At 60.9% G+C, this 13,183-nt stretch carries 10 protein-coding genes; 7 read left to right on the plus strand and 3 right to left on the minus strand.

The features are described 5' to 3' along the window. The first annotated feature begins 81 nt into the window (after nucleotides 1-81). Together infB and V0U79_RS10005 are read left to right on the plus strand one after the other, a co-directional pair. Entirely contained in the window at nucleotides 82-2,652 is a 2,571-nt protein-coding gene (infB, locus tag V0U79_RS10000) for a translation initiation factor IF-2 (RefSeq protein ID WP_330199362.1), read from the plus strand. Nucleotides 2,653-2,701: 49 nt separating this feature from the next. Beyond that, a complete protein-coding gene (locus tag V0U79_RS10005) occupies nucleotides 2,702-4,150 on the plus strand; it encodes a TrkH family potassium uptake protein (protein WP_330199363.1) in 1,449 nt (482 codons plus the stop codon). Here V0U79_RS10005 and V0U79_RS10010 read toward each other — a convergent pair. Both V0U79_RS10010 and V0U79_RS10015 read right to left on the minus strand, forming a co-directional pair. Then, complete coding sequence (locus V0U79_RS10010; RefSeq protein ID WP_330199364.1) at nucleotides 4,147-5,058, minus strand: nuclear transport factor 2 family protein; 912 nt, start codon at nucleotides 5,056-5,058, stop codon at nucleotides 4,147-4,149. The two genes, V0U79_RS10005 and V0U79_RS10010, sit on opposite strands and share 4 nt — an antisense overlap. A 2-nt stretch (nucleotides 5,059-5,060) precedes the next feature. Beyond that, entirely contained in the window at nucleotides 5,061-5,663 is a 603-nt protein-coding gene (locus tag V0U79_RS10015) for a nuclear transport factor 2 family protein (RefSeq protein ID WP_330199365.1), read from the minus strand. A gap of 82 nt (nucleotides 5,664-5,745) precedes the next feature. Here V0U79_RS10015 and rbfA point away from each other — a divergent pair, with 82 nt between their 5' ends. The 5 genes from rbfA (at nucleotide 5,746) to V0U79_RS10040 (ending at nucleotide 12,175) form a co-directional block, all read left to right on the plus strand. After that, entirely contained in the window at nucleotides 5,746-6,171 is a 426-nt protein-coding gene (rbfA, locus tag V0U79_RS10020) for a 30S ribosome-binding factor RbfA (protein ID WP_330199366.1), read from the plus strand. Then, on the plus strand, nucleotides 6,171-7,127 hold the full coding sequence (truB, locus tag V0U79_RS10025) for a tRNA pseudouridine(55) synthase TruB (RefSeq protein WP_330199367.1): 957 nt from the start codon (nucleotides 6,171-6,173) through the stop codon (nucleotides 7,125-7,127). The genes rbfA and truB overlap by 1 nt, the downstream gene beginning before the upstream one ends. A gap of 32 nt (nucleotides 7,128-7,159) precedes the next feature. Then, nucleotides 7,160-7,429 (plus strand): 30S ribosomal protein S15, encoded by a 270-nt coding sequence (rpsO, locus tag V0U79_RS10030; protein ID WP_330199368.1) that lies wholly within the window; start codon nucleotides 7,160-7,162, stop codon nucleotides 7,427-7,429. A gap of 37 nt (nucleotides 7,430-7,466) precedes the next feature. Beyond that, nucleotides 7,467-9,605, plus strand: coding sequence for a polyribonucleotide nucleotidyltransferase (gene pnp / locus V0U79_RS10035; RefSeq protein WP_330199369.1), 2,139 nt, complete (start codon nucleotides 7,467-7,469; stop codon nucleotides 9,603-9,605). A 125-nt stretch (nucleotides 9,606-9,730) separates the two neighbouring features. Then, on the plus strand, nucleotides 9,731-12,175 hold the full coding sequence (locus V0U79_RS10040) for a S9 family peptidase (protein ID WP_330199370.1): 2,445 nt from the start codon (nucleotides 9,731-9,733) through the stop codon (nucleotides 12,173-12,175). Nucleotides 12,176-12,178: 3 nt separating this feature from the next. On the opposite strand, the gene V0U79_RS10045 is transcribed toward V0U79_RS10040, so the two are convergent. Then, the gene (locus V0U79_RS10045) at nucleotides 12,179-13,039 is read right to left on the minus strand and encodes a LytTR family DNA-binding domain-containing protein (RefSeq protein WP_330199371.1); all 861 of its coding nucleotides are present in this window, start codon (nucleotides 13,037-13,039) and stop codon (nucleotides 12,179-12,181) included. Between the last annotated feature and the right edge of the window lie 144 nt (nucleotides 13,040-13,183).

Here is a 13,183-nt window from a genome sequence, read left to right on the forward strand (position 1 = left end):
GCCTTGATGGACTTGAAATCGGGACGTTGGTTGAACGGCTGCCGGCGATTTCCCTCAGTATAGCCGTGTTGAAAGGTTCGCATGAGCGACAACGACGATCGTAATCAGGGTGGTTCTGGCCGCCGGCCCCTCTCGCTGAACCGCGGGGGACCCGGAACCGTGCAGCAAAGCTTTGCGCGCGGCCGCTCCAAGTCTGTGGTAGTCGAGAAGAAGCGCAAGCGGGTTGTGACGCCGCAATCCGGCGGTGCCGGTAGCGCGTCAGGCGGTAAGCCGGCGGCCAAAGCCGGTGCGCCCAAGAAGGCTGAATCCGCTCTTGCCGCAAAAGCACGTGAGCTGGGCCTGTCCGAGGAAGAACTGGTCGCCCGCCAGCGCGCTATCCAGCGTGCCCGTGCTGAAGCCGCCCAGAAGGAAGAGCGCCGCAAGACGGAAGAAGCTGAACGGGTCCGCCGCGCGGAAGAAGAACAGCGCCTTCTGGAAGAAAAACAGCGCCGCGAAGCTGAAGAAGCGGCCGAGGCCGAACGCAAGCGCGCCGAAGCCGAAGCAGCAGCTGCCGCTGCTGAAGCGGCCTCCAAAGTACAGCCCGATGATGTGGCGCCGGCTCGCAAGGAAGCGCCAAAACCCAAGGACAAGCCGCGCAAGGATGAGGATGGCGACGCCGACTCCCTGCTGGAATCCATGGGTGGCCGCGTCAAGAAGAAGGGCGCTGGTGGTCCGGGCCGGGCAACCCCAGAGAAAACCCGCACCAAGAACGACCGTGGCCGTCAGAAGGGCAAGCTGACGATCCAGAACATTCTTGATGGTGATGAAGATCGCCAGCGTTCGCTGGCGTCGGTCCGCCGTGCGCGCGAACGTGAAAAGCAGCGCCGCGAACAGGGCGGTGAGCGTGACAAGATCCAGCGCGAAGTCGTTCTGCCGGAAGCCATTACGGTCCAGGACCTGGCGGCCCGTATGGCGGAACGCGCCGCAGATGTTGTGAAATACCTGATGAAACAGGGCCAGATGGTCCGCGTGAACGACGTGCTCGATAGCGATACGGCCGAGCTGATCATCGAGGATTTCGGTCACATTGCGAAACGGGTGTCCGAATCCGATGTCGAAGAAGGCTTTATTGATAGCGACGACCCGGAAGAGGCGAAGAAGCCCCGTCCGCCGGTTGTGACCGTCATGGGCCATGTCGACCATGGCAAGACCTCACTGCTCGATGCCTTGCGGGAAACCGATGTCGCTGCCGGTGAAGCCGGGGGCATTACCCAGCATATCGGCGCCTATCAGGTGAAGCTGAAATCCGGCGACCGGATCACCTTCCTCGATACGCCGGGCCACGCCGCGTTCTCGGCCATGCGTTCGCGTGGGGCCCAGGCGACCGACATTGTCATTCTGGTGGTGGCGGCTGATGACGGCGTGATGCCGCAGACGATTGAGGCCATCAAACACGCTCAGGCCGCGAATGCGCCAATCATTGTTGCGGTCAACAAGATGGACCGTGAAGGCGCCAATCCGCAGAAAGTCCTGACCGATCTCCTGCAACACGAGGTGATCGTGGAAAGCATGGGTGGTGAGGTTCAGGCGATTGAAGTCTCGGCTCTGAAGAAGACCGGCCTGAATGATCTGACCGATGCGATCACCATGCAGGCTGAACTGCTCGAACTGACCGCCAATCCCGACCGTCCTGCGGATGGTGTGGTGGTGGAAAGCCAAGTTGAACAGGGCCGGGGCTCGGTGGCAACCGTTCTGGTCAAACGCGGCACGCTGAAGCGTGGTGACATTGTTGTCGCCGGCTCGCAGTGGGGCCGTGTCCGGGCGCTTATCGACGAGCGCAACCAGCAGCTCAAATCCATCGGCCCGTCGCAACCGGCCGAGATTCTCGGCCTGGACGGTGCGCCGGAACCGGGTGAATTGTTCGCCGTTGTCGATAGCGAGGCCCGTGCCCGCGAGATTGTCGATTACCGCCAGCGCCAGAAGCGTCAGTCGGCATCGGCTGCCGGTACCGGCGGGGCATCGCTTGAACAGATGCTGGCCCGCCTGAAAACGAGCGAGAGCCAGGAAGTCCCGCTGGTCGTCAAAGCCGACGTGCAGGGCTCCGCCGAGGCGATCGCCCAGTCAGTCGAGAAGATTGGCAATGACGAGGTGAAGGCGCGGGTCATTCATGGCGCAGCAGGCGGCGTGAATGAATCCGACATCCTGTTGGCCAAGGCCTCGGGCGCGCCCGTCTTCGCCTTCAATGTCCGCGCCAACAAGCAGGCCCGCGAGCTGGCCGAGAAGGAAGGCGTTGAGATCCGCTATTACTCGGTGATCTATGATCTGATCGACGATGTGAAAGCGACGCTGGAAGGTATGCTGGCGCCCGAGAAACGCGAGACGTTTATCGGCTACGCCGAGATCCTTGAGGTGTTCAACATTTCCAAGACCGGCAAGGTGGCCGGCTGTAGAGTCACCGAGGGCGTTGTGAAGCGCGGCTCGGGCGTGCGCCTCCTGCGTGACGACACGGTGATCCATGAAGGCAAGCTGAAAACGCTCAAACGCTTCAAGGACGAGGTTCCGGAAGTCCGCTCCGGCATGGAGTGCGGCATGGCCTTCGAGAATTACGAGGACATCCAGAAGGGCGACCTCATCGAATGCTTCGAGGTCGAGGAAATCGAGCGCAAGCTCTAATATGAAAAGCCCCGCTCCGGCGGGGCTTTTTTTATCCGGAGAACAAAAGGTGCGGAAATACCAGATTGTGCTCCTGATTCTCGGGTCGCTCGTGCTGGGACTGGCTGTGCTGGCCGCCGTGATCGCCGGTTTCTCCGAGTTCGTGTTCCGCGATGACGCGTCCGACGATTTCCTGGTTTCCGCTTCCGTGTCGGGATTTCTCGGCGGCGTGTTCCTCATATTCGGCCAGGGCGCCCGGCCCGAGATCAATCATCATGGCGCGGTCGGCCTGACTGCCGGTGCCTGGCTCGGAATACCGCTCCTGGCCGCCATTCCCTTCCTGGGCGACGCCGGTGGACTGGACTGGACGAATGCCGTTTTCGAATCCGTTTCCGGCATCACCACGACCGGGTCCACCGTCATTACCAATCTCGACGAGACGGCGCCGTCCATTCTTCTCTGGAGGGCTATTCTCCAGTGGATTGGCGGGATCGGCATTATCGGGCTGTCGATTGCCGTCCTGCCTTTCCTGCGGGTCGGCGGCATGCAGCTTTTCCATATGGAATCCTCCGACACATCGCGCGATCGCGTTGTCGCTCAGCCGGGTCATCTGGCGGCCTATATCGCGCTCCTCTACGCCGGGCTGACCCTGCTCTGCATGATCGGCTATGCGATGACCGGCATGAACGGGTTCGATGCGCTGACGCACGCCATGACGACGGTCTCGACTGGCGGGTATTCCACTTATGATGCCTCGATGGGCGCCTTCTCTCCCGATGCGCAGTGGGTGGCGATTGTCTTCATGCTTTCCGGCGCCATTCCGTTTCTTGCCTATGTGAGGCTCGTCAGCCGGTTCAACCGGCGAAACGGCATGTTCGAAGAAGTCTCCGGCTTCCTGCTGATTGTGGCCGGCTTCACCCTTCTGCTCATCATCGCCGAGTTCCCTGATGGGCTCGGCTTCATGCAGGAATTGCGGCAGGCCCTGTTCTCGACCGTTTCGGTGATTACCACGACCGGATATTCCGCTGGTGATTATCAGGACTGGGGGCCGTTGGCCGTGGTCTCGATTTTCATCCTGACCTTTCTGGGCGGCTGTGCTGGATCAACGGCCGGCGGGTTCAAGACCTTTCGCTTGCAGATCGCGATGAAGGCCGTCGCGCGCGCCCTCAACCGGGCCTCGCTGCCCAGCTCGGTGACAACAGAACGCCATGCCGGCAAGAATCTCTCCGATGAGGACATCGCTTCGGTCACCCTGTTCGGCGGGCTTTATGTCAGCACCTTTGCTCTCGCCGCCATTCTGCTCGCAGGCATGGGGCTGGATTTCGAGACCGCGATCACCGCCTCGGCAACGGCGCTGGCCAATGTCGGCCCCGGTCTGGGCGATATCATCGGTCCGTCGGGGAATTTCGCAGCGCTCTCGGATGCCGCGAAATGGTTGCTGTGTGCGGTGATGTTGCTTGGGCGGCTGGAGATCGTGGTGATCCTGTTGCTCTTTACGCCGCGCTTCTGGCTCCGCTAGTTGGCGCTTTCCGGCACCAATCCCTGCTCGGCCCCTTCATAGTCAGCAAAGTCATATTGTTCGACAACCAGCCCATCGCGCAGATGGATGACTGTTGTCTGGGCGGCTGACCATTGAAAGACCATGCCTTCCTGCTGGGTCGGATAGGTCGCATTCACCCGCCCCATGTAGACATAGCGGTCATTGCTCTCGAAAACAGTGTCCCATTCGAAATTCAGACCGATCGGATTGTTATTGGAATCAAACTCGCGAAGGGCAGCCATGATGTCTTCGCGGCCGTGATGCAAGAGGCCGGCCTCGCCGAGCCCTGTTGCTGTCGGGTCTGAAAAGACGACATCCTCGGCAAGGAATGGCTCCATCGCATCGAAGTCTGCCGCCGAATAGGCGGCCATATAGGCATTGATGATGGAGTTGTCGGTCAGCGGCGCAGGCTCGCCTCCCAGCGATTGCGCGCCCTCGAAATCGGTATAGTCGCGATGCTCGACAACCATCCCGTTCGCGACGGTGACAATGGTGATGATGGGGAAGTTGTAGCTGACCTGATTGTCCGGTGCGCCATAGGTCACGTCGATAGAGCCGTCGTAAATTACCCGGCCCGGCGATTCATAGGTCCGGTCAAAATGGTATTGCGCGTCCGTCACGCCCCAGGAGCGGACGCCGGCCAGAATCGCGTCTGCACCCTGCCAGTTGATCGGATTGCCGAAACTCTCGCGTCCCAAGGAAGTCGGGTCGATAAATACCGAATTCTGGTCCAGCAGGGACCGCATGGCCTCAAAATTCTGCGCCTGATAGGCCGTCAGCCAGGCTTCGGCCGTTTGCCGGGTCGGCGTTACGTCCTGGGCCAACCCACCGGCCTGCACCGCGAAGGCGAGCGCCAGGCCAGATAGGGCCAATCTGATATCTGTCATGGTCAGTTTTCCTGTTCTGATGCCGTATCGCCGGCGGGTTCAATAAACTCCTCGGCGCCGCGGTAATCCGCAAAATCAGTGTGATCGATGATATGGCCGTCCGCGACGGTGACGGTGATCACGACTGGAGACCGCCAGTGATAGACCCGGCCATCCTGAAGCCGGAACCGCGCATCCATTGCACCGGAGAAAACGGCCACATTGTTGGATTCAAAAGACACGGCGGGCACGAAGCCGAGGTCAAACGCGCCGCGTCCGGCCAGTTGCCGGAACCCCTCGATGACCTCGGCGCGCCCGACGCGCTGCGGCTGTCCCGCCGGTGCGGTTCGGTCGATAAAGGTGATGTCGTCCGCTGCAAGCAGGTCCATCGTATCGACATCGAGCCGGTTGTAGGCGTCCACATAGGCCCGCGCGACCCGCAACGCCTCCGTTTCACTTTCCTGTGCAAATGAATTGCCGGATATGATTGCAAATAGAATGAAAATTCCAACAGTACGCATGATCTTCCAAAAGCCCTTTGTTTTTTTAAAAGAAACCACGCGCTTTAACCGGGGGAAAATCACAAAAATGCGAGATCGCTGAATTTTTGCTGCCGGTCTTGTCATGCCAGACAGAAGAGGTTAGACCGCGCGCCCTTCGCAAGACGGTTGGCCCGGTTCGAGCCCGGGCAATCGGGAGAGAGGTTTCATGACCCGCCATGGTTCGCCGCAAGACGGCGCCAAAATGCCATCACAAAGACAATTACGCGCCGGGGAGCTGGTGCGGCATGCTCTGGTGGACATTCTGCGCCGAGAGGAATTACGGGATGAGGCGCTGAAAGGCGTCGACATAACGATCACCGAAGTGCGGGCCTCGCCGGATCTGAAAACGGCAAGGGTTTACGTCGCGCCGCTGGGCCATGGCGACCGCGAGGCTGTGGCAGCGGGAATGAACAGGTGCGCCGGCTTTCTGCGCGGCCGGCTGGGCAAGGCCATCGACATGAAATTCACGCCGGAATTGCGCTTTATCGCGGACGATCGTTTCGATCAGGCCAGCCGCATTGATGCACTGCTGGCCCAGCCAAATGTCCGGCGCGACCTCGACCCGGGTCTGGCAGACGGGGACGAGGAGTAATGGGGCGCCGCAAAAAGGGTCAGGACATTCATGGCTGGGTGCTGCTGGACAAGCCCTATGACATGAGTTCGACCGAGGCAGTCTCGAAAGTCCGGCGCCTGTTCGATGCAAAAAAGGCCGGGCATGCGGGAACGCTGGATCCGCTGGCCACGGGGCTTTTGCCGATTGCGCTGGGTGAGGCCACCAAGACCGTGCCGGTGGCCCAGGAAGGCGACAAGACCTATCGCTTCACGGTCCGTTGGGGCGTCACGACGGACACGCTGGATGCCGAGGGCGAAATCATTGCCCGCTCGGACGTCAGGCCCGACAGGCCAGCGATTGAGGCGCTTCTCCCTGAATTTACAGGTGAAATCGAACAGGTACCGCCGAAATTCTCGGCCATCAAGGTGGATGGCGAGCGGGCCTATGATCTGGCGCGTGACGGGGTGGATGTCGAGCTGAAAGCCCGGCCGGTCCGGATCGAACGCCTTGAGGTCATCGAGACTCCTTCGGCCGATGAAACAGTATTCGAAATGGATTGCGGCAAGGGGACTTACGTCCGCAGCCTGGCGCGTGATCTTGCTGCCGCGCTGGGCACGGAGGGCCACATATCCAATCTTCGCCGGACCCGCGTTGGCGGTTTCGGGGAAAGTGCTGCCATATCACTGGACGTATTGACTGATTTGGCCCATAAGGGCCGCGCTTTTGAGGGGCTTGCCCCGGTTGAGACCGCGCTGGACGACATCCCGGCGCTGGCCGTGACCGAGGATGAAGCCCATCAAATTCGTCAGGGACGGGCCATCGTCCTGCTTCCGCGCATTGCGCAGGAGCTCCGCGCTCTCAGACGCCCCCGAGACATTTCCGGCAAAGACGGGTCTCGCATGGCGGTTGCGATGAACGGTGAGATGGCTGTCGCTCTTGGCGAGGCCCAGGCCGGTAAATTCCAGCCGTCCCGGGTCTTCAACCATAACGCCTAGAGCCCGAATAGAGGGCAAAGAAAGGATACCCGATGTCGATTACGCAAGAGCGCAAAGGCGCGCTTATCAACGAGTTCGCGCAAGGCAAGGCCGATACCGGCTCGCCCGAGGTTCAAATCGCCATCCTGTCTGAACGGATCGCCAACCTCACCGAACACTTCAAAACCCACAAGAAGGACAATCACTCCCGTCGTGGCCTTCTTAAGATGGTGTCTCAGCGCCGCCGCCTTCTCGACTACCTGAAAGGCAAGGATGAATCCCGCTATCAGGCGGTGATCGAGAAGCTGGGCCTGCGCCGCTAGACCATCAATCCCGAGACGGGACGAAAGTACGTACGAGATGTTTGAGATACACAAAGAAACAATTGAATGGGGTGGCCGCGAGCTGACCCTCGAAACCGGCAAGGTTGCCCGTCAGGCTGACGGTGCGGTTCTGGCCACCTATGGCGAGACGACTGTCCTGGCGACGGCTGTCGGCGTCAAGAACGTCAAGCCGGGAGCCGATTTCTTCCCGCTGACGGTCAACTATCAGGAAAAATACTTCGCCGCCGGCAAGATCCCCGGCGGGTTCTTCAAGCGTGAAGGCCGGCCGACCGAAAAGGAAACGCTGACTTCCCGCCTGATCGACCGTCCGATCCGCCCGCTGTTCCCGAAAGGCTTCAAGAACGAAGTCCAGGTGATGATCACGGTGCTGTCGCACGACATGGAAAACGATCCGGACATTGTCGGCATGGTCGGCGCGTCCGCGGCGCTTTGCATTTCCGGTCTGCCCTTCATGGGCCCGATCGGCGCGGCCCGCGTCGGTTACAAGGATGGCGACTACATCCTGAACCCGCTGTGCGACGAGATGGAAGAGAGCGATCTCGACCTGGTCGTAGCCGGTACGGGCGATGCCGTCATGATGGTGGAATCGGAAGCCAAGGAGCTTTCCGAGGACATCATGCTCGGCGCGGTGATGTTCGGTCACGAACACTTCCAGCCGGTGATCGACGCGATTATCCGCCTGGCTGAAAAATCCGCCAAGGAGCCCTGGGATTTCGCACCGGAAGATCATTCCGACATCGAGGCCCAGGTCCGCAAGCTGGTCGAGAAAGACCTGCGTGCCGCCTACAAGATCATGGACAAGTCCGAGCGTTCGGCAGCCGTTTCGGCCGCCAAGGACAAGGCCAAGGAAGCGCTGGGCGAAAGCGAAGACAACCCCGAAGGCGTGCCGGGCGTTGTGCTGGGCGATGTGCTGAAGTCGGTGGAATCCTCCATCGTCCGCGGCGACATCATCAAGACCGGCAAGCGCATTGACGGCCGCAAGCTGGACGAGGTTCGCACCATTGTTGCCGAGGCCGGCATTCTGCCGCGTACTCACGGTTCGGCCCTGTTCACCCGTGGTGAAACCCAGGGCCTGGTCGTCGCGACGCTGGGCACGGGTGAAGACGAGCAATTCATCGATGCTCTGACGGGAACCTACAAGGAGCGTTTCATGCTCCACTACAACTTCCCGCCTTATTCCGTCGGTGAAACCAGCTTCCGTCTGGCTCCGGGCCGCCGCGAAATCGGTCACGGCAAGCTGGCCTGGCGCGCGGTGAAAGCCGTTCTGCCGGAAGCCGAAGACTTCCCGTACACGATCCGCCTGGTCTCCGAGATCACCGAGTCAAACGGCTCGTCGTCCATGGCGACGGTCTGCGGCTCCTCGCTGGCCCTGATGGATGCTGGTGTGCCGATCTCGCGTCCGGTGTCCGGTATCGCCATGGGCCTGATCAAGGACCCTGATGGTGTGGCGGTTCTGTCCGACATTCTCGGCGACGAGGACCATCTCGGCGACATGGACTTCAAGGTGGCCGGTACCACTGAGGGTGTCACCTCGCTGCAGATGGACATCAAGATTGCCGGCATCACCGAGGACATCATGAAGACCGCGCTTGAACAAGCGAAGGGCGGCCGGATGCATATCCTCGACAAGATGAATGAAGCGCTGGGTACAGCCCGCGAGGAAGTCGGCGAATACGCTCCGCGGATCGAGACGATCACCATTCCGACCGACAAGATCCGTGATGTGATCGGCACCGGTGGCAAGGTGATCCGCGAGATTGTCGAGACCACAGGCGCCAAGGTTGACGTCAATGATGACGGCGTGATCAAGGTGGCCTCGTCCGATGCCAAGTCGATCAAGGCGGCTCTGGACTGGATCAAGGGTCTGACGGCCGAGCCGGAAGTCGGCGAGATCTACAAGGGCAAGGTCGTCAAGGTGATGGACTTCGGTGCCTTCGTGAATTTCTTCGGTCCGAAAGACGGCCTCGTGCACGTCTCGCAGATGAAGAATGAGCGCGTCGCACATCCGAAGGACGTCGTTGGCGAAGGCGATGAGGTCTTCGTCAAGCTGATGGGCTTTGATGATCGCGGCAAGGTTCGCCTGTCGATGAAAGTTGTCGATCAGGAAACCGGCGAGGAAATCAAGAAAGAGGCGGTCGACGAGGAAGAGGAATAGTCTTCCCTGCCATCTGCAAAATCAGCCCCGCAGGCCTGTCCTGCGGGGCTTTTTTCTTGCCATTGCGCTGGACCCGGCGACGTCGCCCCCTATTGTTCAATTCAGTACAATCGGGGAGAGATTCCGTGTTCCGACAATCGCTTGCTGCTGCCGCCCTGGCGGGCGTCTTTACCATTGCCGCTTTCGCACAGGATGAGGCCTATCGCCTTCCGCCGCAGGACATTGTCGACATTGTCGATGCGCCGGCCGCGCCCTGGACCAGCCTGTCTCCGGACCGGCGTCATCTTCTGTTGATCCATCGCGAAAACCTGCCGCCGGTATCGGAGCTGGCGCGGCCGATGGAAAGGCTGGCCGGGCTGCGCCTTGATGCCTCGACCAATGGCCGCCACGGGCCACGCACGGCCATCGGTCTGTCGGTTATCGATATTTCCAGTGGCGAAGAACGGGCGATCAATTTGCCGGATGATGTCGGCCTGTCGAATTTCGACTGGTCGCCTGACGGCCGCTATGCCGCTTTTGTCGTTGCGGACGGAGATGAGCTCTCGCTCTGGGTTGCCGATGTTCATCGGGCCCGCGCCCGGGAAGTCATTTCCGGCGGCCTTAATGCGGTCTTCGACCCGGTCAGCTGGATGCCGGACAGCCAGACGCTTCTGGTTCACACCATCCCGGCGGATCGTGGTCCGATGCCGGAGCGGCCGGTTGTGCCTGCCGGTCCGGTTATCCAGGTCGCCGATGGCTATGAGGCGCCTGTGCGGACCTATCAGGACCTTCTGGAGGATGCTCATGATGCGGCCCTGTTTGCGTGGATGGCCGAGACACAGCTGGTTCTGGTCAATGCCAATCGTGGCCGCCCCCGCCCGGTGGGAGAGCCTGGTCTGATCTATTCTGCTGACCCGGCACCGGGGGGCGAGATGATCCTGATCGGCGCGATGGAGCAGCCCTTTTCCTATGACGTACCCTGGTCCAGTTTTGCCGACCGCACCTATGTGATCGGGCTTGACGGTAACGAGATCGCCGAGATCGCCCGCCAGCCGATTGCGGACAATGTGCCGATTGGCGGCGTCATCACGGGCCGGCGCAATGTCGGCTGGCAGGCCTCGCATCCGTCTCGCATCATCTGGTCTGAGGCGCTCGATGGTGGTGACCCGCGCGTGGAGGCTGTTGAGCGTGACAGTGTCTGGATGCTGGACGCCCCCTTCGATGGCGAACCGGTCGAGGTGGCGCGTTTCGAGGACCGTTATTATGGCACCCAGTTCACGTCCGAGGGCCAAACCGGTCTGGCGGTCGAATATGACCGCGATACGCGCATCATCCGCCGCTGGGTGATCGACTTTGCCAATCCGGGCGGCGAAATGCGGCTCGCCGAGGAACGCAATCTGCAAGACAGCTATGCCAATCCAGGTTCGCCGGAGACGACGCGGAACGAATTCGGTCAGTCCGTCGCCGCGGTTGAGGACGGTTATCTGTACTATACCGGCGATGGATCCACGCCGGAAGGCGATCGGCCTTTCCTGCGTCGTGTCAGCTTCGAGACGTTCGAAGCCGAGGAAATCTGGCGCAATAGCGGGGAGAATTATGAAGAGGTCATCGGGCTGGTTTCGCCTGATGCAGCCACCTTCCTGACGTCTTACCAGGACCCGGTAACCCCGCCGAATGTGCGTCTGCACGGCGAGGGCGAAGCGCGGTTCATCACCGATTTTGCCAATCCACATCCCCAGCTCAACGAGATTTCGCGCGAGCTGATCACTTATGAGCGTGAAGATGGCGTCTCCCTTTCCGCGACGCTCTATCTGCCGGCGGACTATGAGGAAGGCGAAACGCTGCCCCTGCTGATCTGGGCCTATCCGTTGGAATATAATGATGCCGCTACGGCGGGCCAGGTGCGGGGCTCGCCGTATCAGTTCACGCGTGTGGCGGGCACCAGCCCGCGCTTCCTGGTGACACAGGGTTATGCCCTGCTGGAAAACGCGACCATGCCGGTGATCGGCGATGATCCGGAGACGGTCAACGACACCTTTATCGAACAGCTGGTCATGTCGGCCCAGGCCGCGGTCGATGAATCCGTCCGCCGCGGGTTCGGCGATGGAGAGCGGGTCGCAATCGCCGGTCATTCCTATGGTGCTTTCATGACGGCGCACCTGCTGGCGGCCAGCGATATTTTCCGGACCGGAATTGCACGATCCGGCGCCTATAATCGCACGCTGACACCTTTCGGCTTTCAGTCAGAGCGCCGGACATTCTGGCAGGCTCCGGACGTCTATTTCGAGCTGTCACCCTTCATGCACGCAGACGAGATCAACGAGCCGATCCTCCTGATCCACGGCCAGCTGGACAATAATTCGGGTACCTATCCGATGCAGTCAGAGCGGATGTTCGCCGCCGTGAAAGGCAATGCCGGAACAGCGCGCCTGGTCATGCTGCCCTATGAGAGCCATGGCTATCGCGGGCGCGAAAATGTCCTGCATGTGCTGGCGGAATCGATCGACTGGCTGAACAGATGGGTATTACCGGAAGAGGATCCGACCGGGCGGACGCCGGTTGAGCCGGAGGCAGACGGGGCCGGAGAGTAAGACCTAGGCGGCTTCCAGTTGGCTTCGATAGCGGCGGCTGCCGGGAATCGTCTCACCATTGGTGAGCCTCAGCGTTACGTCGCCCTCTCCGGTCGGGATAATTTCCTCGATCAGCCGGCGGTTCACCAGCCAGGACCGGTGAACCCGGACGACATCCTGTCCGGCTTCGGACAATAGCGTCTGCAATTCGGCCAAGGTTATGCGGGCCAGCTGTTCGCCCGTGGCGAGCCGGATCTCGGCGTAATTGCCCGCAGCTCTTGCCGTCTCGAAGCCTTCGGCCTCGACATAAAGGGTGCGGCCGCCGCATTTCAGCGTCAGGCGATGTCCGGTTCGCGCCTCGCTGCGGGCGCTCTCGGTTTCCAGCCTTTGCCATTCAATAGTTCGGAAGGCCGTGAAAATCAGTATCATGGCGATGTAAGCGATGATGTCCTTCCGGCCCTCATAGAGGAAGACCAGGCCCTGGTCCCGGAAGAAATCGTGGGTCGCATTGAACAGAAGCGGGTAGAGTGCGTCGCGCACCAGGCCGAGCGCCACGATATGAACGACTGAAAATACCAGAACGCCCATCAGGTGGCGCGAGAGTGTGGACGTCCAGCGACCGGTCGTCAGCGGGTAGCGCCGCTCCCAGCGCATCACGGCGAAAGCCAGTAGGAAGACAATGATGGAGCTGGAGCCTTCCCTAAAGAAAGCCTCCAGTGCGTGCGGGTCAGCCCCGCCGCGGGTCCGGTCCAGGATCAGAGATGTCGAATTGACCAGCCAGACGCCGACTATCAGAACGCCAATGGTGAGAATGCCATTGCGGGCCGTGCGGGCCTCAGCCGCCGCTTCGCGAAGCTGATCTTTCGATTCCATATGGATGATCATGCATCCGGGCTTTAGCACCGCAAGCCTTTCCGCCGCCACTTGTCCCACGCCGCCGCCGCTTGTCACGGACTGAACGCCGCTTGTCCTGCCGGCCCGGCCAATATCCCGCGCCCGGTGACGTGACGGGCGGGGCCGGACAGTCTG

The sequence above is a fragment of the Hyphobacterium lacteum genome (assembly GCF_036330345.1).
GTDB classification, from domain to species: Bacteria; Pseudomonadota; Alphaproteobacteria; order Caulobacterales; family Maricaulaceae; genus Hyphobacterium; species Hyphobacterium lacteum.

What these genes read in the sequence shown, in the direction of transcription:
- infB (WP_330199362.1), top strand. Translation starts at nt 82, where the DNA reads ATGAGCGACAACGACGATCGTAATCAGGGTGGTTCTGGCCGCCGGCCC.
- V0U79_RS10010 (WP_330199364.1), bottom strand. Translation starts at nt 5,058, where the DNA reads ATGACAGATATCAGATTGGCCCTATCTGGCCTGGCGCTCGCCTTCGCG.
- V0U79_RS10015 (WP_330199365.1), bottom strand. Translation starts at nt 5,663, where the DNA reads ATGACAAGACCGGCAGCAAAAATTCAGCGATCTCGCATTTTTGTGATT.
- rbfA (WP_330199366.1), top strand. Translation starts at nt 5,746, where the DNA reads ATGACCCGCCATGGTTCGCCGCAAGACGGCGCCAAAATGCCATCACAA.
- truB (WP_330199367.1), top strand. Translation starts at nt 6,171, where the DNA reads ATGGGGCGCCGCAAAAAGGGTCAGGACATTCATGGCTGGGTGCTGCTG.
- rpsO (WP_330199368.1), top strand. Translation starts at nt 7,160, where the DNA reads ATGTCGATTACGCAAGAGCGCAAAGGCGCGCTTATCAACGAGTTCGCG.
- pnp (WP_330199369.1), top strand. Translation starts at nt 7,467, where the DNA reads ATGTTTGAGATACACAAAGAAACAATTGAATGGGGTGGCCGCGAGCTG.
- V0U79_RS10045 (WP_330199371.1), bottom strand. Translation starts at nt 13,039, where the DNA reads ATGATCATCCATATGGAATCGAAAGATCAGCTTCGCGAAGCGGCGGCT.